The organism is Rheinheimera sp. B2H12, from assembly GCF_059620065.1.
Genome location: NZ_CM184363.1, coordinates 4,548,440 through 4,572,975, shown reverse-complemented (window position 1 = coordinate 4,572,975; position 24,536 = coordinate 4,548,440). Strand labels below are relative to the sequence as shown.

The 24,536-nt window shown below is 52.8% G+C and carries 20 protein-coding genes; all 20 read left to right on the top strand.

Translation table 11 applies throughout. From position 1 onward, the window contains the following. The first annotated feature begins 1 nt into the window (after window position 1). The 20 genes from mshL (at window position 2) to tldD (ending at window position 24,348) form a co-directional block, all read left to right on the top strand. Window positions 2-1,672, top strand: a complete 1,671-nt coding sequence (gene mshL / locus AC53GJ_RS19465) for a pilus (MSHA type) biogenesis protein MshL (RefSeq protein ID WP_496730054.1) — start codon at window positions 2-4, stop codon at window positions 1,670-1,672. Further along, window positions 1,669-2,556, top strand: coding sequence for an ExeA family protein (locus tag AC53GJ_RS19460; RefSeq protein WP_496730053.1), 888 nt, complete (start codon window positions 1,669-1,671; stop codon window positions 2,554-2,556). The genes mshL and AC53GJ_RS19460 overlap by 4 nt, the downstream gene beginning before the upstream one ends. After that, complete coding sequence (locus tag AC53GJ_RS19455) at window positions 2,553-3,719, top strand: hypothetical protein (RefSeq protein ID WP_496730052.1); 1,167 nt, start codon at window positions 2,553-2,555, stop codon at window positions 3,717-3,719. Before AC53GJ_RS19460 ends, AC53GJ_RS19455 begins: the two co-directional genes overlap by 4 nt. A 4-nt stretch (window positions 3,720-3,723) precedes the next feature. Further along, window positions 3,724-5,445 (top strand): GspE/PulE family protein, encoded by a 1,722-nt coding sequence (locus AC53GJ_RS19450; RefSeq protein WP_496730051.1) that lies wholly within the window; start codon window positions 3,724-3,726, stop codon window positions 5,443-5,445. Next, window positions 5,438-6,664: a type II secretion system F family protein gene (locus AC53GJ_RS19445; protein ID WP_496730050.1), complete on the top strand. Its 1,227-nt coding sequence runs from the start codon at window positions 5,438-5,440 to the stop codon at window positions 6,662-6,664. The genes AC53GJ_RS19450 and AC53GJ_RS19445 overlap by 8 nt, the downstream gene beginning before the upstream one ends. Before the next feature lie 152 nt (window positions 6,665-6,816). Then, on the top strand, window positions 6,817-7,374 hold the full coding sequence (locus tag AC53GJ_RS19440; protein WP_496730049.1) for a type II secretion system protein: 558 nt from the start codon (window positions 6,817-6,819) through the stop codon (window positions 7,372-7,374). A 92-nt stretch (window positions 7,375-7,466) separates the two neighbouring features. Beyond that, a complete protein-coding gene (locus tag AC53GJ_RS19435; protein WP_496730048.1) occupies window positions 7,467-7,955 on the top strand; it encodes a type II secretion system protein in 489 nt (162 codons plus the stop codon). After that, window positions 7,955-8,452: a prepilin-type N-terminal cleavage/methylation domain-containing protein gene (locus tag AC53GJ_RS19430; RefSeq protein ID WP_496730047.1), complete on the top strand. Its 498-nt coding sequence runs from the start codon at window positions 7,955-7,957 to the stop codon at window positions 8,450-8,452. The genes AC53GJ_RS19435 and AC53GJ_RS19430 overlap by 1 nt, the downstream gene beginning before the upstream one ends. A gap of 14 nt (window positions 8,453-8,466) precedes the next feature. Next, entirely contained in the window at window positions 8,467-9,018 is a 552-nt protein-coding gene (locus tag AC53GJ_RS19425) for a type IV pilus modification PilV family protein (RefSeq protein WP_496730046.1), read from the top strand. Further along, the gene (locus tag AC53GJ_RS19420; RefSeq protein WP_496730045.1) at window positions 9,018-9,839 is read left to right on the top strand and encodes a prepilin-type N-terminal cleavage/methylation domain-containing protein; all 822 of its coding nucleotides are present in this window, start codon (window positions 9,018-9,020) and stop codon (window positions 9,837-9,839) included. The genes AC53GJ_RS19425 and AC53GJ_RS19420 overlap by 1 nt, the downstream gene beginning before the upstream one ends. Beyond that, window positions 9,829-10,263 carry a hypothetical protein gene (locus AC53GJ_RS19415; RefSeq protein ID WP_496730044.1) on the top strand — a complete coding sequence of 145 codons (435 nt, stop codon included), beginning with the start codon at window positions 9,829-9,831 and terminating at the stop codon, window positions 10,261-10,263. Before AC53GJ_RS19420 ends, AC53GJ_RS19415 begins: the two co-directional genes overlap by 11 nt. Then, the gene (locus AC53GJ_RS19410; protein ID WP_496730043.1) at window positions 10,260-13,247 is read left to right on the top strand and encodes a DUF6701 domain-containing protein; all 2,988 of its coding nucleotides are present in this window, start codon (window positions 10,260-10,262) and stop codon (window positions 13,245-13,247) included. The genes AC53GJ_RS19415 and AC53GJ_RS19410 overlap by 4 nt, the downstream gene beginning before the upstream one ends. 208 nt (window positions 13,248-13,455) lie before the next feature. Further along, entirely contained in the window at window positions 13,456-14,499 is a 1,044-nt protein-coding gene (locus AC53GJ_RS19405) for a rod shape-determining protein (protein WP_496730042.1), read from the top strand. 19 nt (window positions 14,500-14,518) lie between these two features. Next, window positions 14,519-15,406, top strand: a complete 888-nt coding sequence (gene mreC, locus AC53GJ_RS19400) for a rod shape-determining protein MreC (RefSeq protein WP_496730041.1) — start codon at window positions 14,519-14,521, stop codon at window positions 15,404-15,406. Beyond that, window positions 15,406-15,888 (top strand): rod shape-determining protein MreD, encoded by a 483-nt coding sequence (gene mreD / locus AC53GJ_RS19395; RefSeq protein ID WP_496730040.1) that lies wholly within the window; start codon window positions 15,406-15,408, stop codon window positions 15,886-15,888. The genes mreC and mreD overlap by 1 nt, the downstream gene beginning before the upstream one ends. 2 nt (window positions 15,889-15,890) lie before the next feature. Next, window positions 15,891-16,475 carry a Maf family protein gene (locus AC53GJ_RS19390; protein ID WP_496730039.1) on the top strand — a complete coding sequence of 195 codons (585 nt, stop codon included), beginning with the start codon at window positions 15,891-15,893 and terminating at the stop codon, window positions 16,473-16,475. Beyond that, window positions 16,472-17,938: a ribonuclease G gene (gene rng, locus AC53GJ_RS19385; RefSeq protein WP_496730038.1), complete on the top strand. Its 1,467-nt coding sequence runs from the start codon at window positions 16,472-16,474 to the stop codon at window positions 17,936-17,938. Before AC53GJ_RS19390 ends, rng begins: the two co-directional genes overlap by 4 nt. Continuing rightward, entirely contained in the window at window positions 17,938-22,044 is a 4,107-nt protein-coding gene (locus AC53GJ_RS19380; RefSeq protein WP_496730037.1) for a YhdP family protein, read from the top strand. Before rng ends, AC53GJ_RS19380 begins: the two co-directional genes overlap by 1 nt. Then, window positions 22,034-22,894 (top strand): carbon-nitrogen hydrolase family protein, encoded by an 861-nt coding sequence (locus AC53GJ_RS19375; RefSeq protein ID WP_496730036.1) that lies wholly within the window; start codon window positions 22,034-22,036, stop codon window positions 22,892-22,894. The genes AC53GJ_RS19380 and AC53GJ_RS19375 overlap by 11 nt, the downstream gene beginning before the upstream one ends. A gap of 14 nt (window positions 22,895-22,908) precedes the next feature. After that, window positions 22,909-24,348, top strand: a complete 1,440-nt coding sequence (gene tldD, locus AC53GJ_RS19370) for a metalloprotease TldD (protein WP_496732825.1) — start codon at window positions 22,909-22,911, stop codon at window positions 24,346-24,348. Window positions 24,349-24,536 lie beyond the last annotated feature (188 nt).

Here is a 24,536-nt window from a genome sequence, read left to right as displayed (position 1 = left end):
CATGATGCCAAGATCTTTTCCTTTAATGCTGTCGTTGCTGTTGCCCTGGCTCAGTGGCTGTCAGAACTTACAGCCATCCATGGCGGCAGAAAAAACCGCAGCAGAATTGAGTAAGCAGCAACAATTACCGGTGTCGTTACAGGTACCGGCCGCCGTCAGTGCTGATTTGCTTGCCAATAGCCGGCCGCTACTACCCGCAGCGCCATTGTTGCCACGTTTTAATGTCTCGGCCGTCAATGTTGAACTGAACGAGTTTTTTGCCTCCCTGGTGGCGGATAGCCAGGCCAGCGTGGTGGTGCATCCGGACATTAGTGGCCAGATTAGTTTGCAGCTGAAACAAGTAACCCTGCCAGAAGTGATGGAGGTGGTGCAGCAACTCTATGGCTTTGATATTCGCCGGCAAGGCTCAATTTATCAGGTGTTACCCGCGCAACTGCGCACTGAAACTATTGCGGTGAATTATCTGTTATTGCAACGCATTGGCTTATCCTCGATTGCCGTTAATTCCGGTGGTGTGTCGCAGGATAATCAGCAGAATAATAACAATGGCAATCAGCGCAATGGCAACTTAGGCAATACCAATGGCAACCAGAATAACCAGACTGGCCAGAACGGTAATCAAGCCAATAACCAGCAGAGTCAGCAGCAGTTTAACGGCAGTACCATTCAAAGTGGCAGCACCACCGACTTCTGGCAAGATTTAGAAAAAACCATTCAGGGTATTATTGGTCAGCAGGATAACCGTGCTGTAGTAGTGTCACCGCAAGCCGGTTTAGTGACGGTACGGGCCATGCCGGCTGAATTGGCGGCGGTGAAAACTTTTCTGGCGCAGTCAGAGCAGCATCTGCAGCGCCAGGTGATCCTCGAAGCCAAGATTATTGAAGTCACCCTCAGTGACGATTTCCAGCAAGGCATCAACTGGCAAAATGCGCTGGCCAGCATTGGCAATACCGAACTGAAAATCAACACCAGCGCTGGCACTCAGGGCAACAATATCAGCGCTGCGCTGGGCGGCGTCACCAGTATCGGTTTTCAGAATGCGGATTTTGCTGGCGTCATTAGTCTGTTAGAAACGCAGGGCGATGCCCAGGTGCTGTCCAGCCCCAGAGTGACCGCCATTAACAACCAGAAAGCCGTGATTAAAGTGGGGCAGGATGAATATTTTGTCACCAATATCACCAACAGTACCACCACGGCTGGCACTGATATTCAGAATAATCCTTCGATTACCTTGCAGCCGTTTTTCTCCGGTATTGCGCTCGATGTCACACCGCAGATTGACCAGAATGGTCAGGTGATTTTACATATTCACCCATCGGTGACCGAAACCGCCGAGCAAACCAAAACCATTCAGTTGAGCAACGACAAAGTGGTGTTGCCATTGGCGCAAAGTAATATCCGCGAATCTGATACCGTGATTAAAGCCAGTAATGGCGAAATTGTGGTGATTGGCGGTCTGATGCAAACGGTGATTACGGATACCGAAAGCGGCGTGCCTGGCTTGCGATCCATTCCGCTATTGGGCAATTTGTTTATGTCAAAAAGCAAAACTGAGAAGAAAAAAGAGCTGGTGATCCTGCTCAAACCAACAGTGGTGACCGAAGGCGTCTGGCAGCAACAGTTGCAGCAGTCGACGCAGCAAGTGCAGGATTGGGCGCAGCAACGGCCATGATCTATCTGACGCATTTTGGCTTACAACAGGCGCCTTTTGCCTTAACGCCCAATACTGCGTTTTATGTTGATTTACCGGCGCATCAACAAGCCTTGGCGCTGTTGCACACCGCTTTGGCGCAAGGCGAAGGTTTTATTAAAATCACTGGTGAAGTGGGGACAGGTAAAACCTTATTGTGCCGTAAATTATTACAGGAAGCACCGGCGCATTGGGCGCTGGCTTATCTGCCGGATCCGAATTTATCGCCGGCGGAATTACGCTGGGCGATAGCGCTGGAACTGGGCCTGAAGCAATCTGCCAATATCGACGCCCAGCAACTGGCGCAGCTGCTGCAACGGCAATTGTTATTGCTGGCCTCACAACAGAAACAACTGGTGTTGCTGATTGATGAAGCTCAGGCCTTGCCGGATGAAACGCTGGAAGCGTTGCGCTTGCTGACGAATCTGGAAACTGAACAACGCAAGTTATTGCAGGTGGTGTTATTCGCCCAACCTGAACTGAATCAGCGGCTGGCGCAAACCAAATTCCGCCAGTTACGCCAGCGCATCAGTTTTTCTTTTGATTTAACAGTGCAAAACCGGGCGCAAACCCAGGCTTATCTGCAAACCCGCCTGGCTCTGGCGGGCGCCAGCCGGCCGTTATTCTCGGCGGCTGCACTCGCTTTGTTATGGCATTTCAGCCGCGGTATTCCAAGGCTGATCAATATGCTGGCGCATAAAGCCTTGCTACTGGCCTATGGCCGGGGCTTAGCTCAGGCTGGCTGGTATCAACTGTGGCTGGCGGCACGTGATACTGAAGATGTTGAAATGTCAGGTTATTTTTGGCCCTGCTTCAGTTCGGCGTTATTATTATTGGTCTGGGGGTTACTGGTGGTATTGCCATGAGTGTGATTAATCAGATGTTACGGGATCTGGATAAACAGCAAGGCAAACCGCAGCAACCGGTCGTGGCGCAACCGGTGTTTGCCAGAGCGGGTAAGGCCGCCGGCTGGCGCTGGTTAGTACCACTTTTGTTGGTCATATTATTACTGCTGCAATGGCAGCCGCAGCTATTCACGCAAAGCTGGCACTGGTTGCAAAGGCTATGGCAGCCGGTGGCTGAAACCAGAGTGGCACAACCCGTTGTGGTGCTAGCAGTGCAGTCTGAACCGGCAGTGACGGCATCAGCCTTGGTAGAGCCTGCGGCGACTACGCCGGTTCAGCCTGCGCCGGTCACTGCTGAGCCTGCGCTGGTGCCGTCAGCTGCGCCCAGACCGGTCGCAGCTGAGCCGGTCGTACCTCAGCCGGTCGCTGCTGAGTCAGTAGGGACACAACCTGGCGCGACCATGGCGGGGGGGCCTGAATCTGCTGTCACGACAGCGGTCACTGTGTTTACAGCAGCTCCTGTGCCGACAGCAACCCCTGCGCCGACAGCAACTGACTGGCAGCCAGCGCCTGCCATGGCAGCCAGCAGTTTAACTATCGAACAACTACCGGACAGCCCGGAGTTACAACTCAGTCAGTTGCAGCAAAGAGCGGAAACGGCCCAGGCCAGCCAACAATTATTGCAAGCGGCCGCACTATGGCAACAATATCTGCAGCTGGCGCCAGACCGGCCACTGCCTTATGAACAACTGGCAGCGCTTTGGTGGCAACAACAACAATGGGCCGAACTTGAGCAACTGCTGGCGCAAGCCAGGGCGCGGCAGATCCCGTCGGCACAGCTGCAACTGCAGCAAGCCCGGCTGGCGGCGCGTCAACAACAATGGGCCATGGTGCTGACCCTGCTAAGCGCTGTACCGATGACCGAGTTGCAGACAGATGTCTTACCCTTGCAGGCTCAGGCGCAGCAGCAACTGGGTGATTATCAGGCGGCGCTTGGCAGTTATCAGCAGTGGTCGCAGTTGGTTCCGGATTCAGCCCGCGCCTGGCTGGGGCTAGGCTTAGTCTATGATCAGTTAAAGCAAACTACCGCAGCCAGAGCGGCTTATCAGCAGGCTTTGGCACTGGGTGGCTTGGCGCCGGCCAGCCGGCAGTTTATTCAACAACGTTTAGCGCAGACAGAGTGAGCTTATGCAAAGACCCAGATTAAAAATGCGGTTGGGTGACTTACTGGTGCATGAAGGCATCATCAGTGAAGTGCAATTAAGCCGGGCTTTGCTGGAACAGAAAAAAACCGGCCGTAAATTAGGCGCCAGCCTGATTGAATTGCAGTTCTTAACCGAAGATCAGTTGCTGCAGTTTCTGGCGCAACAGCTCAATGTGTCTTTTCTGGATATAGCCCAGCGCCGGATTGATCCCAGGGCAGCCCAGTTATTGCCGGAAGTGCATGCCCGCCGGTTGCGGGCGCTGGTACTGGAAGACCGCGGTGAATCGGTGTTACTTGGCATGAGTGATCCAGCCGATTTGTCGATTCTGGATCAAATTGCGCCGCTGCTGGAACCTAAGCTGATTGAGATCGCCGTGGTGCGGGAAAGTCAGCTGATCGAGGCTTTTAACAATCTGTACCGCCGCACCAAAGAAATCGCCTCGATTGCCCATCAGTTACAGGAAGAATACGAAGATACTGAAGCAATTGATTTTACGGCATTAAGTGCAGAAAACGATAAAGACAATACCATAGTGCGGTTATTGCAGTCGTTGTTTGAAGATGCGGTGCAGGTGCGGGCTTCTGATATTCATATTGAACCTGATGAACATGTGCTGCGCATCCGGCAGCGGGTCGATGGTGTATTACAGGAAAACATCCTGCAGGAAACCGGTATTGCAGCGGCTTTGGTGCTGCGGCTGAAGCTGATGGCCGGACTGGATATTTCAGAAAAACGGCTGCCACAGGATGGTCGTTTTCAAATTAAAGTCAAAGGCCATAGCATCGACGTGCGGATGTCGAGTATGCCGGTGCAGCATGGTGAATCTGTGGTGATGCGGTTGCTGGATCAATCGGCCGGTTTGCTGGCGCTGGAAGAGACCGGTATGCCAGCGGCCATGCTGCAGAAACTGCGGCGGATGATGCAAAGCCCGCATGGCATGGTGCTGGTGACAGGACCAACAGGCTCGGGCAAAACCACCACTTTGTATGGCGTGTTGTCGGAGCTGAATCAGCCTGGGGTAAAAATTATTACGGTGGAGGATCCGGTCGAATACCGGCTGGCGCGGGTCAATCAGGTGCAGATCAACCATAAAATTGGGCTGGACTTTGCCAGTGTACTGCGCACCAGTTTACGGCAGGATCCGGATATTCTGATGGTCGGCGAAATGCGCGATCAGGAAACGGCGGAGATGGGGCTGCGCGGCGCTTTAACCGGCCACCTGGTATTGTCGACCTTACACACCAATGATGCGGTGTCCAGCACCTTGCGGCTGATTGATATGGGGGCGGCGCCTTATCTGGTGGCCAGCGCACTCAGGGCCATTCTGGCGCAGCGGTTGATCCGGCGGATCTGTCCGCATTGCAAACAACTTTATCAGCCGGATGAGCTGGAGCAAACCTGGCTGAAGCATGTCAAAGCACCGGAGCAACTGCAATTCTGGCATGGCCGCGGTTGTCAGTCTTGCCATTACACTGGCTACAAAGGCCGGCTCGGTGTGTTTGAATTACTGGTGATCAACAAACCACTGGCCGATGCGCTGCGTCGCCACGATAACGACGAATTTGCCCGGCTGGTGTATCAGGACAGCAATTTCCGTACCTTAGGTCATATGGCGCTGGATTATGCCTGTCAGGGCATCAGCACTTTAGAAGAAGTGATTAAAGTATCGGAATACATTGATCTGGAAGAGTTGCCGCATGGCTAACTTTCGTTATCGCGCCCGCGATGCCCAGGGACGCTTGCAAAACGGTGAAGTGGAAGCCGCCAGCAGTCAGGCGGCCGCTGAGGTGCTGAGCCGGCGCGCGTTGATCATTTTACAGCTACAGCCGCTACCGGCCAAAAGTGCCAACTGGTGGCAACAACCGCTGTGGCAAGCCGGTGTCGGTCTGACCGAACTGATTGTATTTGCCCGCCAGATGTATGCGCTGATGAAAGCCGGTATTCCGATTATTCGCGCTATTCGCGGCCTGGCCGAAAGCACGGCTTCGAAATCGTTGCAAAAGGTGTTGTCTGATTTGGCCGATCAACTGGAAAAAGGCCGTAACTTGTCGCAGGCGATGCTCAGCCATCCGAAAGTGTTCAACCGGCTGATGGTCAGTATTGTCCATGTCGGTGAAAATACCGGCCGGCTGGATGATGCCTTTGCCCAGCTGTCTGCTTATTTTGAGCAGGAGCAGGAAACCCGCAAACAAATCAAGCAGGCCACCCGTTATCCGACTTTTGTGCTGATTGCCATCGTCATCGCGATGGTGATCCTGAATCTGCTGGTGATCCCCCAGTTTGCCGATATGTTTGCCCGTTTTAATGCCGAATTGCCCTGGTCGACCCAGGTGTTGCTGGCAACCTCGAACTTTTTTACCCGCTATTGGTTTTTCCTGCTGCTGGCATTGGTCGGTCTGGTGATTGTTAGCTATCGTTATGTACAGACCCCGACTGGCAGTTACCGCTGGAGCAAACTCAAACTACGGTTACCGCTGATGGGCGATATTATCAACCGCGCCACGCTTGGGCGTTATGCCCGTAGTTTTGCTCTGATGCTTAAAGCCGGTGTACCGATGACCACGGCACTGAGCCTGGTGGCAGAGGCGGTGGATAACGATTTTATGGCAGAAAAAATCCGCGAGATGCGGCGTAATATTGAACGTGGTGAAAGTCTGGTGCGGGTGTCGGCGCAAAGTGAATTATTTACCCCGCTGGTGATGCAGATGCTGGCGGTGGGGGAAGAAACCGGTCAGGTTGATGATATGTTATATGAAGTAGCACTTTTTTATGAACGCGAAGTTGCCTTTGATTTAAAAAGTTTAACCGCCAGAATCGAACCTATTTTGATCAGTGTGGTGGCGGTGATGGTGTTGGTGCTGGCACTCGGCATCTTTACCCCGATGTGGGATATGCTCAGCGCTTATAAAAATGGCGGCGGTTAAAAACTACACTTGGCAGCGACCCAAAAAACTGTCATTAATGAACAAGATAAAGTGATTATGCTGCCGTAGCGCAAGTGTGAACACAGCTAAAAACGATTGAAATAAACCCATGGGCGAAGTCTGCTTCAGCCCGATCTCTGGCGGAGAATAGTATGCAAACAATGTCGGCGCGGCAACAAGGTTTTACTCTGATTGAACTGGTGATTGTGGTGATTATTCTCGGCTTATTGGCCGCCACGGCATTACCAAGATTTATTAATGTCACTACCCAGGCGGAAGATGCTTCAGTCGAGGGAACTGCCGGTGGTTTTGCTTCGGCGGTCGGCTTAGTCAGAGCGCAGTGGGAAGTATCGGGCCGGCCGAATGAGAATGTGGCCGCCACCCGAACTCAAGTGGTTTATGATAACGTCAATATTGGGGTGGATGGGACTTTGGGTTACCCCAGTGGCGATCCAGCCAACAACACCCTGGCAACTCAAGTGTTAGATACCGATTGCCTGTTTTTAATCCAGAATTTATTCCAGGGGTCAGTGAACGCTGCAACCACCTTTAGCACCAATAATTTGTTTTATGTCAGAGTAGATACCAACCTTTGCTTTTATCATCAGACCAAAGGCTTAGCGGCGGCGCCGACTAGCACCAGCGGTAATAATGGTTTTAGTTATAATCCGGCCAATGGTCAGGTGACGTCGTTTTTAAATAAAGTCTGAGCCCTGGTCAGCAACAAAGTTGATGTTGCCTTTTAAGTACAACAGTGCCGCCATTGGCGGCTATGTCATAGCAATAAGTAAGAGAAGTAGTCATGAAAAAACAACAAGGTTTTACCCTGATTGAGCTGGTGATTGTGATTGTGATCCTGGGCATTTTAGCCGTCACTGCGGCACCGAAATTTTTAAATCTGGCCGGAGATGCCAAAGCCGGTACCTTAAATGCCGTGAAGGCGTCACTACAATCGGCCAATGCGGAAATTTATAGCAAAGCGATTTTGCAGAATAAACAAACAGGCGCTACCGAGACCTTAAGCAACCCGGCGGTGAATATTGTCTACGGTTATGCTGATGCCACAGTCACTGAAATTAACAAACTGCTGGATGCACCCGATTTTACCGTTTATGCGGCCGTTGCGGCCGTGGTCGATGGGGTGACCATAGTGCCAGAAACAGACGTGCTGATCCGGCCAAGCACTTCAACGGCTATCGCTGCCAACGGCACTGGTTGTGCGCTGCTGTACCGTAAAGCCGCCAGTGCGGGTGCCAAACCAACTTATACCGTGCTTGATGACGGCTGCTAATGAAACCCCACCAGCCCACCAGCGCAGGCTTTACCTTGCTGGAGCTGGTGACCGTGTTGTTATTACTGGCGATTCTGGCTGTGACTGTCAGCAGCCGCTGGACTGGTACCGCCGATCTGCAGGTGCAGCAGGAGCGTGATCAGTTACTGGCGCTGCTGCGCCGGGTGCAAATTCAAAGTATGCAGGACAGCGCTGGCCTGCTCAGTCGTTGTCCGACTTTACAGCTCAGCGCCAGCCAGGCGGCACTGACGCCCGCCGGCCCTTGTGCTGCCAGTTACCAAATCGCTGCCGATGCCAATGATACCAATCAGCTGTTGTTTGCCAGCACTACCAGTATCAGCACCAGCTTTGGTGCCTTGCCGCAGCTGATCCGCTTTAATGCTCTGGGCGAAACCACTGCCTTTTGTCAGGCCAGCCAATGTCAAATCACCTTAACGGGTGGGGGTCTGACGGCGTCCATTTGCCTGCATGCCAGCGGGTATTTGCAGCCATGCTAAGGGGGCGTCCGCAGTTGAATTCCCAGTCAGGTTTTACTTTGTTGGAACTGGTGGTTGGCATGCTGGTGCTGGTGATCAGTCTGACGTTGCTGGTGTCAGTGCTGCTACCGATGCAGACTCAGTCGGGCGCTATCTGGCAGCAGGTGCGAAGCGCCGAACTGGCCCAAGCCATGTTAAGTGAAATTCAGGGGCGGGCTTTTGATGACAACACCCCTGCCGATGGCAGTTTGTTGCGTTGTGATGAAGCCGGTGCCAGTGCCTGTGTGGCGGCTTTTCCAGCTTGCCCGGCCGAAGGCCAAACCGCTCTGACTGAAGAAGCGGACCGCGCCGATTTTGATGATGTCGATGACTACCATTGTTTTCGCGCCAGCGGTGCCAGTTTAAGCGATGTGCTGGGCCAGAGTATGGCCGACAGTTACAGCGGTTATCAGTTGGCGGTTGAGCTGAGTTATGCCGGTACTGATTATGGTTTTGCCAATAACCGGCTGGTAAAAAAAATCAGTCTGACGGTGACGGCGCCGGATGGCACCGCCTTGCTGTTTAGCAGTTTAAAAGGCAACTGGTGATGCGCAGTCAGGGCTTTACCTTATTCGAGCTGGTATTAGTGCTGGTGTTACTCGGCATCGTCGGGCTTGGTACCAGCCAATTGCTCAGTAATATGGCCAGTCTCTACGTTGAACAAAGCAGTCGTGAACAATTATTGGGACAAAGCCGTTTTGTGCTGGAAAGGTTAAGCCGCGAGATCCGCGCCGCCGTGCCCAATAGCCTGCGGCATCGGCTGGGCAATGATTACGAGTGTCTGGAATTAGTGCGTTATCAGGGCAGCGGCCGTTATCGTGAATTACCGCTGGCGCCGGACAGTGCCAGTCAGTTACGGCTGTTGTCCCTGGATCCACAGTTGCAGTTCAGTGGCGGTCAGTGGTTGTTGGTCCAGCCGGAGTCGGCGGCCGATATTTATCAGCCATCCAGCCAGAAAGTGCAGCTGGCGGTGGTGCCGCTGCTGGACGATGGTGATAACCAGGCCGCAACCTTTACTGTGGCGCTGGCGCAAACGCATAGTTTTGGCCGCGCTTCGGTGGCGCGGCGTTTTTATCTGTTGCAAGACGTGGTGAGCTTTTGTATTGAAGATCAGCAACTGCGCCGTTATCAGGGCTATGGCTTACAAGCAGTGCAACCGGTGCCGGGCGCTGGCCTGAACCTGGCGCAAAGTCAGTTGCTGGCGGCGGATATCCGCAATCCGTTGCCAACCGAGCCGGTGTTTAATTTAGTCAGCGCTGGGTTTCACAGCAACAGTTTTGTGCGGATTTTATTGCAGTTGCATGCGCCAAATGAGCCCGATGCGCTGCTGATTTTTAATCATCTGGTGCAGGTGGATAATGTGCCTTAAACCTCTTGTTGCCGTTTGCGGCTTTGGCACCAGACAACGCCAGCAAGGCAGCGCTTTAACCATGGCGCTCTGGCTGATTGTGATCGGTGCTTTGCTGGTGTTGGTGTTATTACAGTTTCGTCAGCAAAGCAGCAGCGCGCTGGTGTATCAGGTGCAGGGCCAACGCTGTTATGCGCTGGCCAAAAGTCAGTTAGAACTGGCGCTGGTGCAGTTATTTCCGCTTGGTAGCACTGCGGCAAGTTGTGCTGTCGTCACCACCAGCCGCAGTTGGAGCCAGGATGACTGGCAGGGCTGTACGACCACTCTGAGTTGTCAGCAAGTCAGTGTCGATGGCAGCCAGAGTTTTCGGTTAACCAGCACTGCCACTTGCGGCAGCGGTGAGTTGATCAGCAGCAGAACTGTCACGCTGGAGGCTGGTCTATGAAGGTGATACATCCGCTGCTGCTATGGTGCTTGCTGCAAAGCTTTGTCAGCCTGGCGGTGGATCCGCTGTGTGATACCAGTTGGAGTAAAACCGCCTCGGTCTGGACTTGTAGCGGCAATGGTAAAATCTCTTTTGTTGCCAACAGCAGTTTTCTGCCGGCGCAAAATTTGACACTGGTGGCCAGCAATGGCTTTAGTTTGCAAAATAATCTGGTTGGCAGCCTGACGATCCGGGTGAATTTGCAGGCCGATTATGGTGCCATTGTGGTTAGCGGCACCAGCTCAGAGCTGTATGGCAATATTGTTGCAAGCAGCTCACATCTGACGCTGACGCAGCTGCGTTCGATTGGCAATATCAGCACTGGTGGTGATATCAGTCTGATTGGTGGCCGCGCTGTCGGCAATATCACCAGCAATAATAACGAAATTATCATCAACGGCGCTGAAGTGGTGGGGACGGTTTGGGCTCATGCCAAAGTGACGATCACCAATGCCAGCATCAGTGGTGCCATCACCAGTAACAGTGGCACCATCACCAGCAGCAATAGCCAACTGAACGGCGATCTGACCGCGCAATCCGGTATCAGCCTGAGCGGTGGCACCATGGCCGGCCATCTGTTGCAAAAAGCTAAAAATCCAATCAGCTTGAGCAATGTCAGCATGAGTAGTGGCAGTATCAAAGGCGCCAGTACTGTGTCTTTATCTGGCAGTACGCTTGGCAATGCCAGCAATAAAGTGGAAGTGAAAAGTGAAAGTGGCGATATTTCGCTCAGTAATAACTCGGTGTTATATGGCGATGCGATTGCGGTGGAAGGACAAACCTGGGGTAAGGTCAATATCAGCTCCGGCAGTAAGGTCTATGGCCGCTGCCATTTTCAGGCGGTGCCGCCGGAAGCTTGTCAGGCACAGCCGCCAGCGCCGACTGTGCATCATTATGAACTGAGTTTTCAAAGCCCGGCGCTGACCTGTGAAGCTGAGACTGTCAGTCTGCGTGCCTGTGTCGATCAAGCTTGCAGCAGCCTGTATCAGGGCGAGGCCAGTGTCAGTCTGAGTGCGAGCAACAATGCCAGTTGGGCAAGCGGCACTTTGTATTTCAGTTATGGTCAGGCCAGTAATGCGCTGCGTAAAACCAGTGCAGGTAGCACAGTACTTGGTATCACCGCTGCCAGTCCGGCGGCTACTTCAGCCCTGGTGTGTAAAAACGGCGGTCAAGTCAGCAATTGCAGCCTGGATTTTGCCGCCACAGCGCTGAAAATTACCGCCGCTGATGGTAGTTCCGCCTGGCCACATCAAGTGGCCGGGACCGATTACACCGGACGGGTTAAAGCCATTCAGACCAACCCGGAAACAGGCGCCTGTCAGGCCAGAGTGAAAGGGATCAGGGAAGTCGGGCTGGCGTTTCGTTGCCTTAATCCCGGCAGTTGTATTGCCACTGAGCGCGGTAATTTCTATAGCGTTGCAGTTGCTGGCAGTGGTAATAGCCCAGCCTATACCAATGTCAATCTGACCTTTGATAATAACGGTGTGGCACCACTGCGCTTTCGTTACAGCGATGTTGGTCAGATTGCCTTGTATGCCCAGTTGCAATTATCGGCGCTTGGCAATGATCCCGCTATTACCCTGACTGCAACCCCAGCGACACTTGTGGTCAAACCGGATCGACTGGTGGTGGCCAGTGTCAGTAGCCTGTCAGGCCAGGCTAATCCTGGTACAACCCATAGCGGTGCCGGTTTTACCGCCGCTGGCAGCTTGTTTCAGGTTGAACTGGAAGCCCGCAACAGTCTGGACCAACCGACACCGAATTTTGGCCGGGAAAGCCAACCAGAGAAAATGCAGCTAGCCTTTGCGGGTTTGGTGTACCCATCAGCCCAGCCTAATGTCAATTACGCTGAGCACTTGTTAGTCAATGGCGATTTTGTCGCGGTGCCAGCCAAGGGCGGTCGGGTGGTGAACGCTCAGGTCGCTTTTCGCGAGGCCGGCACGATAAAGTTACAGGCAAAATTAGCCGACGGGAACTATCTGGCGGCTGGTGATGTCTCAGCTTCGCCTGCGAGCGGCAATGTCGGCCGTTTTTATCCGGCCGCTTTTCATCTGGACGAAGTGCAGTCGTCGCCGCTGTGCAGCGACGGTCAATTTAGTTATATGCAGCAGCCGAATCTGCCACTCAAATTTAGTTTGTACGCGATGAGTCAGGCCATTAACCAGCCTGGTTTGCAGGTTCCGGCCAGACAACTGCTGAATTATCATCAATTTGCTGGCGGCGCGACCAGTTATACCGGCTTGGCGGTGCCTGAGCTGGTGGCGGAAAATGTCACGCCACAGCAATGGCAGCAACTGAGCAGCAGGTTGGTCAGCCAGCCGGCGCTGCAATGGCAACAAGGCAAACTGAGCTTTGATGGCCGCAGTGGTTTAGTGTTCAGTCGCAATACGATGCCGGATGGGCCTTTTCTGGCGGTCCAAGCTGGGGTAAGGATTGGCTCAGAGCAGGATAATCGCCAACTGGTCAGCACTGTACTCACGATGAATGCCGCCAACAATGCTGATTGTAGTGCGACTGCAGCTTGTGATGCCGCGCCACTGGGAACGCCACTGGCGTTTTATCATGGCCGATTAGCATTACAACCGGCACAAGGACCGCAGAATCAGCAGATCCCGTTGCGTTTGCAGGCGCAAGTCTGGGATGGCAGCAGGTTCAGCAACTTTGCTGCGGATAGCTGTAGTCAGATTGACCCGGCTGCATTGAGTGTGCTGGCGATGCCAGACTGGAAAGCGGCGGGCAACAGTCAATCATTGTTGCAGGGCAGTACTGCGACCCATAGTCTTTGGTTGTTGCCACAAGCGCAAAGCGGCCGCTGGACTATGCAATATGCCTTGCCGGCCTGGTTAAAACAACGCGATGGCGAGGACGATATAGATGCCAAAGCCAGTGTGGTGATTGGTGGTTATCGGGGGAACGATCGACTAATTTATCAGCGCGAACAATAAGCTGGCGAAAATGTCCGTTGCAGGCTTTTGAGCTGGCAGATTTGTTGCTTGGTTTAATTTTGTAAAAGTGTAAGATAAAGCTATTTTCTTCGCGCATTGTTACTTAAAATATGCGCACTTTTTTGTCCTGATGTGTACTTGCCTGCCGACCCGGCATCGGCACACCAGACTATTGTTGGCGCCCCATAAAGTAGGATTAATTCTTTTCATGTTAAAAAAATTACGCGGTTTATTCTCCAACGACCTCTCGATTGACCTGGGCACAGCCAACACCCTGATTTATGTCAAAGATCAAGGCATAGTGCTGAATGAGCCTTCTGTGGTTGCGATCCGGCAGGAACGTGCTGGCGGGCCTAAGAGTGTGGCTGCGGTAGGCCATGCCGCCAAGCGTATGCTGGGTCGGACACCTGGCAATATCAAAGCCATCCGGCCGATGAAAGATGGCGTGATCGCCGACTTTTACGTCACCGAAAAAATGCTGCAGCACTTTATTAAACAGGCGCACAGCAACAGTTTCCTGCGGCCAAGCCCACGCGTGCTGGTGTGTGTACCTTGTGGTTCAACGCAGGTAGAACGTCGCGCCATTCGTGAATCTGCTCAGGGCGCCGGCGCCCGTGAAGTTTATCTGATTGATGAACCTATGGCCGCTGCTATCGGTGCCGGTTTACCGGTGTCAGAAGCGACCGGTTCAATGGTGGTGGATATCGGTGGGGGTACTACAGAAGTCGCCATCATTTCGTTAAATGGCGTGGTGTATTCTTCGTCAGTACGGATTGGTGGGGATAAGTTTGATGATGCCATCATCAACTATATTCGTCGTAACTACGGCATTTTGATTGGTGAAGCCACGGCCGAGCGGATCAAAACTGAAATTGGTTCGGCTTACCCAAGCGATGAAATTCTGGAAATTGAAGTACGTGGCCGTAATCTGGCCGAAGGCGTGCCGCGCAGCTTTACCATGACCAGCAACGAAATTCTGGAAGCATTACAGGAACCGCTGGCAGGTATCGTTTCTGCAGTGATGGTTGCCCTGGAGCAATCGCCACCAGAGCTGGCATCGGATATCTCTGAACGCGGTATGGTGCTGACCGGTGGTGGTGCCTTGTTACGTGATCTGGATCGGTTACTGATGGAAGAAACCGGTATTCCGGTGGTGGTGGCCGAAGATCCGCTGACCTGTGTCGCCCGGGGTGGTGGTAAAGCGCTGGAAATGATCGACGTGCACGGCGGCGATGTGTTCAGTTACGACTAACTGAACCCAGTACACGCCGATGAAACCTTTTTTCGATCGGGGCCCGTCCTTGCCGCTGAGGTTGTTTTTCGCCTTGCTGGCCAGTTGCGGGCTCATTACTCTTGATCATTACACTGACAGTTCGGTGCAGTTGCGCTCTTATCTGACAGCGACGGTCAGTCCATTATTTTATCTGGCCAATTTACCGCAAGACATGGTGTTTGGCGCTTCTGAACAATTTATGTCGCAGCAAAAGCTGCTGGAAGAAAACCGCCGGTTAAAAGATACTTTGCTATTACAAAATGGTCAGTTACAACGGCTGCAGTTTATTCAGCAGGAAAACGACAAGTTACGTGCTTTGCTCGGTGCCGGCTCTGTCACTGAAGGCAAGCGGCTGATTGCCGAAGTGCTGGCGGTTTACAGCCATCCGTTCAGCCATCAAATCGTGCTGAATAAAGGTTCCAATGATGGCGTTACTGCCGGACAGCCGATTTTGGATGATTTAGGGGTGCTGGGGCAAGTGGTCAGCGTCGGTCCTTCCTCCAGCCGGGCTCTGTTGATTGCCGACAATACCCATGCCTTGTCGGCCCGGGTGGAACGCACCGGTCAGAGTGTGGTCGCTGAAGGGATAGGCCAGTCGGACTCGTTACGGCTCATTCATTTACCGCACAGCACTGATGTGGAAGTCGGAGATCGCCTGCTGACCTCAGGTCTGGACGGGGTGTTCCCGGAAGGTTATCCGGTAGCCAGGGTGACCAAGGTGCAACGCGATGCCAGTCAGCCATTTTTATTGGTCAGTGCTGAGCCTTTTGCCAAACTGGATCGCATTCGTTATGCGCTGATTGTCTGGCCACACCGGGGTATCAGCAGTGCCGATGCCAAAATTGTCGAAGAATTCCAGCAACTGCCGCAGCAAGGGAAAGATTAATGCAACATTCCTGGCGTTTTTTATTGATCCATCTGACGCTGTTGCTGGGGTTATTACTGACAGTGATGCCGTTACCGGCCATGGTGAAATTGTTCCGGCCGGATTGGCCTTTGTTAGTGCTGTGTTATTGGGTGCTGGCGCTGCCACATCGAACCAGTATCGGCACCGCCTTTGTGTATGGTTTTCTGATTGATGTGATGGTGGGCACTGTGCTCGGGGTAAATGCCTTTGGTTATGCGCTGATCGCCTTTATCGTGGCAGCTAACCATCTGAAAATCAGAAATTTTTCTGTGCTACAACAGAGTTTGCTGGTAGGTTTGTTATTGGCCTTGTACCACTTACTGCTTTTTTGGTGCAGCCATTTTCTGACCGGTGTGTATTTCCGGGCAGCTTATTTGTGGCCAGTGCTGACTGGGATGATTGTCTGGCCTTATATTTTTTGGTTTTTGCGCCGTACCAGGCGCCAATTTAAAATTCAGTGAATATGTGCAAAATAGCCTTAGCCTCTGCCTCGCCCCGCCGCCGTGAACTGCTTGCTCAGTTAGGTATCAATTTTGACCTGGTGAAAGTCGATGTTGACGAAAGCCAGTGGCCACAAGAGCTGGCGACCGATTATGTGCTACGGCTGGCGAAAACCAAAGCCCAGGCCGGTGTTGCCGCTCAGACCACAGCACAAAAGCTGCCAGTGCTTGGCGCTGATACTATCGTGGTCGTTGATGGTCAGGTGCTGGGCAAACCTGTGGATCAGCAAGATTTTCTGCGGATGATGCGGTTGCTCAGTGGCCGCCAGCATCAGGTCTATACTGCAATAGCGCTGGCGACACCGACATTGTTGCTCAGTGATACTATCAAAACAGACGTCTGGTTTAGTCCGCTGACCGAAGCGCAGATGCTGGCCTACTGGCAGAGTGGTGAACCGGCAGATAAAGCCGGTGGTTATGGCATCCAGGGCTTAGCCAGTCGTTATATTCCAAAAATTTCAGGCAGTTATTTTGCAGTGGTGGGTTTACCTTTATATGAAACCGACCAGCTGTTGCAGCAGTTGATTGCAGCTCAGGGAGCTTTATGAGTGCCGAATTATTACTGAACGTCACCCCAAGCGAAACCAGGGTCGCGCTGATTGAAAATGGTGTGCTACAGGAAGTGCATATCGAACGCCAGGCCAAACATGGGCTGGTTGGCAATATCTACATCGGCAAAATCAGCCGGGTGTTGCCGGGGATGCAAGCCGCTTTTGTCGACATAGGTCTGGATAAAGCGGCTTTTTTACATGCCTCTGATATTGTGCAACGTGATGTGCAGGATCCGGAAATGAAAGTCAGCGCGGTGAAGGATATCCGGTTACTGGTGCATGAAGGTCAGTATTTGCTGGTGCAGGTGGTGAAAGATCCGCTTGGCACTAAAGGCGCGCGACTAACCACGGACATTACCCTGCCATCGCGTTATCTGGTGTTTATGCCAGGTTCACCTCATGTTGGTGTCTCACAACGGATTGAAACTGCAGAAGAAAGGCAACGGCTGAAAGACATTGTCAGTCGCTGTCTGGATGATGATCACGGTGGTTTTATTATCCGCACTGCCGCCGAAGGCGCTTGTGAAATTGAGCTGGAACAGGATGCGCGCTTTTTAAAAAAACTGTGGGCGAAAATTCAGAAACGCAAACAAAAACACCGTAAAGAAGCGATGTTATATGAAGATCTGACGCTGGCATTTCGGATTTTGCGCGATTTTGTTGGCAGCGACCTGGAGCGAGTGCGGGTTGATTCCAAACTGACCTATCAGGCACTGCATGCGTTTACCGAAGAATTTGTGCCAACCATGACGCCGAAGCTGGAATATTATCCGGGCGAGCGGCCAGTATTTGATTTATTTGATGTCGAAAATGAAATTCAGCGGGCGCTGGATCGCAAAGTACCGTTAAAAAGTGGTGGCTATCTAATCATCGATCAAACCGAAGCCATGACCACCATTGATGTGAATACCGGCGCTTTTGTCGGTCATCGCAATCTGGAAGAAACCATCTTTAACACCAATATCGAAGCGACCCAGGCGATTGCCCGTCAGTTGCGGCTGCGTAATCTTGGCGGCATTATCATTATTGATTTTATTGATATGCAAAGTGAAGAGCATCAGAAACGGGTGTTGCACAGTCTGGATGTGGCTTTGGCGCGCGATAAGACCAAAACCAATATTCATGGTTTTTCCGCGCTGGGTCTGGTGGAGATGACGCGCAAGCGCACCCGCGAAAGTCTGGAGCATGTGCTGTGCACTGAATGCCCGGTCTGTGCCGGGCGCGGCACCTTAAAAACCGTGGAAACCGTTTGTTTTGAGATCCTGCGGGAAATAGTCCGGGTCAACCGCGCTTATGCGGCCGATAAGTTTGCCGTGTATGCCTCAGCCGCAGTTAAGGATGCGTTAATCAATGACGAATACCATAGCATGGCTGAGCTGGAAGTCTTTATTGGCAAACAAATCAGTGTGGTGATTGAACCCCAATATACCCAGGAACAATTTGATGTGGTGATGATGTAGTGCAGAAGCTGAAGCGGCTCTGTTTTTCTTGCCTGCGGCACGGCTGGACTTTACTGGCGTTGTCCATTGTGTTGCTTGCGACAGTAGTGACCCTGCTGAGATTTGGCCTGCCTTATGCCGAAGGTTATAAAACCGATATTGAGCTGTGGATCGCAGAACGTTATGGTGCCCAGGTCCAGATAGGTCAACTTAGTGCCGGCTGGCAAAGTGGCGGGCCGGCGTTACTGTTGCAGCAAGTGCAGGTGACCGACAGCCAGCAACTACCTGTGTTACAGATTGACGAAACCCGGGTGCGATTGGATTTTTGGGGCAGTCTGCGCCGTCTGACCCTGACCGCCGAACATTTTGAACTCAGTGGCCTGCAATTTAAACTTAATAGTCAGCAGTTATTACAACCCAATCCTGCCACTCCAGTTGCAGACACTGAACCTTTATTCAGTGCCGTTGAGCAATTATTGTTCCGACAACTAAAAAACTTTACTCTGGTCGATAGTGAGTTGACGCTGCAAAGTCAATATACGCCGGATATTGTGATTGCTATCAAGCAACTGCACTGGCGCAATGAAGGCAGTCGCCATCAGGGCTCTGGCGAAATTGCTATTGCCGGCGTGACCAGCAATACCAGTGGTTTTATTCTGGATTTGCATGGCGATACCCTGGCGGCCAGTAATGGTCAGCTCTATCTGTCCAGTAGTGAACTGGATGTGTTGCCCTGGTTTGAACAGTTATTACCGCAAAGCAAAAAGTTGACCAGCGCCAGTATCAATGTGCAGGCCTGGGGCGATATCCGGCAAGGGGTGTTAACCCGGTTACAGCTGGTACCAGGCCAAAACCGGCTGGTCTGGCAGCATGATGGCAAACCGCAGCAACTGCAAATTGGCAATGGTCAACTGCTGTGGCAGCCGACGCCGGACGGCTGGCAACTGGCTTCCTCTGCGTTACAAATACTCAGCAATCAGCACAGCTGGCATGATTTTCAACTGCAATTGGCCAGAACCCAGGGCAGCTATCGGGGTTCGCTACAACAACTGCAACTGGCGGTGTTATTGCCGTTGGCGCAGTTATTTTCGGCCGATGTTGCTGGTTTATCCCAACTACTGCAATATCAGTTGGACGGTCGTCTGACCCAATTGGCTTTGCAACTGGATGACAAAGACTGGTTTGTCAGCGGCGATTTTATTGATTTGACGGCGGCACCGGTGGCCGACAGTCCTGGTGTAGCTGGGCTCTATGGTCATTTCAGTGCCAGTCGCGATTATGTCCGGCTGGATGTGCAAGGTCAGGATGGTTTGCTGCGCTGGACAGATGCTTTTAACCGTGACACCCCTTATCAAAGTTTGCAACTTCGGCTGGAAGCTGTTGAGCAACAAGGCCAATGGCAACTGCAACTGCCTTTGTTCAGTCTGCGCCAGCCAGAGCTGCAATTAGATGCCCAAATGCAACTCTGGCTGGGGGATAAACCCGGCATGAGTTTGCTGGCTGAATTACGCGGTGTCAAAGTGGCACAAGCGCAACATTATTTCCCGCAGCGGCATATGCCTGCTTCCGTGATTAATTATCTGGTGCCAGCGCTGGTCAGTGGCGAGATACCGACCGCAAGGGTGCTGTGGCATGGCGATTTTGCTGATTTTCCTTATGCCGCTGGCCAAGGTAAATTTCAGGCGCTGGCGCAGGTGGAAGCGGCCGAATTTGCTTTTGATTTGCATTGGCCAGCGCTGCAACAACTCAGTGTCGAGCTGTTATTCGACAATGCCAGTATGCTGATCAGTAGCCGGCAAGGGCAATTGTTTGAGGTGCCAGTTGGCGAAGGCGTTAAAGTCAGTATCCCGGATTTATTCCAGGCCAATGATTTGTGGGTGGATATTCAAACTCAGGCCAGAGCCGAGCAAGTGACGGCGCTGATGTTGGCGTCACCGCTGAGTGGTTCAGTCGGCGAAACCCTTGATTATCTTGGCGTCACCGGCCTGGTGGGAGCCCAGGTGAAATTGCAGATCGGGCTAAAAACGCCAGGTGTGCTGGCGACCGGCGATGTTGATTTTTATAGTTCGAGGCTGGCAGTGCGGCAACCTGCGCTGACGGCTGAGCAGTTACAAGGTCGGCTCAGTTTCCACAATGATCAAATCAGCAGCCAGCAACTCTGGTTGCAAAGCCATGGTCTGTGGCTGCAAGCCAGGTTAGCAGGTCAGCAACAACAGACGGCATACCAGTTAGAGCTCAGTGCCAGTGGCGAAGCCGGCGCCGATCAATTGCTGGCACTGGTGGTACCGGACTGGGCTCAATATGGCGAGGGCAATAGCAGTTTTGACTGGCAACTGGCGTTGCAACTGCCGGAGCAAGGTTTTGTCTATCAGTCAAAACTGCTGGTCGATTTAGCCGCCGCCAAGCTGGCTCTGCCAGCCCCTTATGGTAAAACCGCGGCCGATGGTGCCACTTTGTTGGCAGAAGTGAACGGCGATCAACTGGGCGCTGATGTACAGCTCAAATACGGTGATCAATTAAGGTTGCTGGCACGTTATCAGCAAGACAGCGCGCAGTTTAGTCAGGTGCTGCTGAGTCTGGGCCAGGCTACGGCACAGTTGAGTCCGGGGTTTCAGATTGAACTGGATTTACCCAAAGCCGAATTTTTACCCTGGCTGCAGTTGATCCGGCAACATGTCAATGCCGCTGACGTGGTGACCACAGAGGACACCGCAGCGTCGGCCAAGCTGATGCCGCCGTTGCAAGTGGTGCATGGCCGGATTGCTGAACTGCATTTATTTGATGATGTGTTTTTGCATCAGACCCGGCTGAAATTAACTCCAGCGGCAGACCATTGGCAGTTGGATCTGACAGCTGCAGAAACCAAAGCCAGTCTGCAATTGGGTTATCAATTAGCACAACAAGGCATCCGCGGCCAGATTGAGCATCTGGAACTGATGTTCGCCAATCAGGCCGCCAAAGACTTAGCCGAAGCTGAGTTGCAGGCGCAGTTGCTGCTGGATCCTGCTGCCGCAGATAAACCCGATTATGCGGCGCTGGAAGCACAAGCTTTTGCTGCCTTGCAACCTATGCCCTGGCTGGTGGATTTACCGCCGCTGGATCTGCAGTGTCAGCGTTGTCGCATCGGCAACTTCCAGCTGGGTCAGGTCAGTCTGAAAAGCGCAAGTGATGGTCAGCAGTGGCAGTTAACTGAACTCAATACCGACTATCAGCGCCATCGTTGGCAGATCCGTGGTCAGTATCAGCGGGGTGACACTGAGACTGACTTAGGTCGCAGCAGCTTTGACGGTGAACTGCGCAGTCCGGCGCTGGGTTCGTTGTTGCATGACTATGAGGTCAGCAGCAGTCTGAGTGGCAGCCCGGCAGATGTGAGTTTCACCGGATTAAGCTGGCAAGGCGCTCCTTTTCAGTTTAATCGCCGCACGCTGGATGGTGCTGTGCAATGGCAACTGGGGGAAGGTTCGTTATCTGAGGTCAGTGACGGTGGTGCCAGGATATTCTCATTGTTGAGTCTGGATTCGCTGGTGCGCAAGCTGCGATTGGATTTTCGGGATGTCTTTGCCAAAGGCTTTTTCTTCAGCAAAATGACCGGCACTATGACGATAGAACAAGGGGTGTCTCATACCGCCGATACCCAGGTGATTGGCGTGGCCGGCGATATTCAAATGCAAGGTTATGCTGATTTAGTTGCACGGCAACTGGATTACCAGATGAGCTTTTCACCCAAAGTGACCTCCAGCATTCCGGTGATCCTGGCCTGGATGGTGAACCCGGTATCAGGTGTAGCGGCATTGGCGCTGGATGAAGTGTTCCAGTCGGCCGAAGTGATTTCAAAAATTAACTTTACCGTGACCGGCGATTTGGCCAATCCGCTGGTGACTGAAGTGAAACGTGACAGTAAAAAAGTACCGCTGCCAGCTGAATTAAGGGCGAAAACACCGGCACCGCCAACTGTGTTGCCTGCACAATTGCCAACAGAATCATCCACACAACCGCTGACGCCTGTGCTGCCGTTTCGACCGGATCGGCCGATGCCGGAAGCCAAGCCGATGTCAGAGCCTTCGGCGCAGCCGGTACCCGTCGATAAACCTGTGGAACCGCAGCAACGAGGCACTGATGCCAACTGAACTGAATACTGAGCACGCTTTGCCCTGGCGTCTGGTCGCGCTACAGTGGACAGCTGCTGCTGATCCTGCTGTAAACCTGGCGCAAATCAGAGCTTTGCTCGCGACCTTACCGCCGACCCAACAACCACAACTGGTGGCGTTACCAGAAGGCGCTTTGTGTTTTGCCGGCCCTGAAGGTGCCAATCTGGCGTTGATGGAACCCTTGGGTGTGGGTGACTGGCAGCAACAACTGGCAGCACTGGCTAGAGAATTTCATATTTATCTGCTGTGTGGCACTTTTCCGACTGCGACAGCTGATCCTAAGCGTTTCGCCGCCAGTAGTCTATTGTATGCGCCAACAGGACAATTACTGACGTCTTATCAGAAGATCCATTTATTCGATGCTGCGATCCAAGACAACACCGGTCGTTATCTCGAATCAGCCCAGACCAAAGCGGGCGATAAGGCGGTGGTGATCGAGTTACCCGGCCTGAAACTGGGGATGGCAATTTGTTATGATGTGCGTTTTGCCGGTTTGTTTCAGTGCTATGCCGCCGCCGGCTGTCAGCTTCTGACGCTGCCGTCGGCTTTTACCACAGTGACGGGCGCTGCACATTGGCATACACTGCTCAGAGCCAGAGCTATTGAATGTCAGAGTTATTTGCTGGCCCCGGCGCAAACCGGTACCCATGCCAATGGCCGCCAGACTTACGGCCATAGTTTAATTATTGATCCCTGGGGACAAGTGCTGGCCGATGCCGGCACCGCCCCCGGCATTATTTATGCTGATGTCGACCTGGCAGAACTGGCCAGGCTGCGGCAACAGATGCCAATCCGGCAACACAACAGATTTAAAAGTGAGTTTTTATGAGCAATACAGCCATCATCAGCAGCGTTGAACAAAATCTGATCCACGCCAGCGACCTTAGCAGTGCCGATTTAAACCAAACGCTGGGATATTTATTCTCGCATCAGCTGGATTATGCCGATTTATATTTCCAGTCCAGTGTGCATGAATCCTGGGTGCTGGAAGATGGTCTGGTCAAAGACGGCTCATTTAATATTGAACGTGGTGTAGGCGTGCGGGCTATCAGCGGTGAAAAAACCGGTTTTGCTTATGCCGATGATATTTCAGCGACTGCGCTGAAACAGGCGGCACAAGCGGCGCGTGGTATTGCTGCCGCCGGTCAGCAGGGTCAGGTGCAAGCCTTTGCCAGAACCGGTAACAGCCAGATTTATCTGCCGATTGAACCTATTCAGAGTCTGGGTAACACCGAAAAAGTCGCGTTATTACATCAGATTGAAGCATTTATCCGCAGTCTGGATGCCAGAGCTGAGCAAGTGATGGTCAGTTTGTCCGGTGTCTATGAAGAAGTGCTGGTGGCAGCCAGTGACGGTACTTATGCCGCCGATATCCGGCCGCTGGTGCGTTTAAACTGCTCAGTACTGCTCAACGACAATGGCCGGCGTGAACGGGGTGGTGCCGGTGGCGGTGCCAGAACCGATTACAGTTATTTCAGTGAACTGCTTAATGGCGAAGCGCGCTGGATGGGATATGCCCGCGAAGCTGTCCGGCAGGCGCAAGTGAACCTTGTTGCTGTGGATGCACCTGCCGGCATGATGCCAGTGGTGTTAGGTGCCGGCTGGCCTGGTGTCTTGTTGCATGAAGCGGTCGGTCATGGCCTGGAAGGTGACTTTAATCGTAAAGGCGCATCTACCTTCTCTGGCCGGATTGGTGAGCAAGTGGCTTCCACCCAATGTACTATCGTCGATGATGGCACTCTGGCACACCGCCGTGGTTCATTAAATATCGATGATGAAGGCACTGTCAGTCAGCATAATGTGCTGATCGAAAAAGGTATCCTCAAGGGGTATATTCAGGATAAGCACAATGCCATGTTGATGAATGTGGCTCCGACCGGCAATGGCCGGCGTGAATCATTTGCCCATTTGCCGATGCCACGGATGACCAATACCTATATGCTGGCTGGCGATTATACGCCGGAAGAAATTATCGCTTCGGTGAAAAAAGGCATTTATGCGCCTAACTTTGGCGGCGGTCAGGTGGATATCACCAGCGGCAAGTTTGTGTTTTCCGCTTCAGAAGCCTATCTGATTGAAGATGGTAAAATTACCACGCCAATTAAAGGCGCTACCTTGATTGGCAATGGCCCGGAAGCGATGCAGCAGGTTTCGATGGTTGGCAACGACTTAAAACTGGATACCGGTGTCGGTGTTTGTGGTAAACAAGGCCAGAGCGTGCCGGTAGGTGTCGGCCAGCCAACGCTGAAACTGGATGGTATGACGGTGGGTGGTACTGCTTAATTGTGGCGGCACTGCCTGTGTGATGCAGGCAGTGCCAGCCGCAGCGCTGTGTTGTTGAACGGGCGCTTTTACGCTGAACCTCGCCTAAGCTGAGCTTGCTTTTTGCCACATCGGCACATTTAAAGCATAATAGCCCGCTATGAAAGTCCATTCGCAGCTTGCCTGCGAGCCGGGGTGCGCCCGGTTTA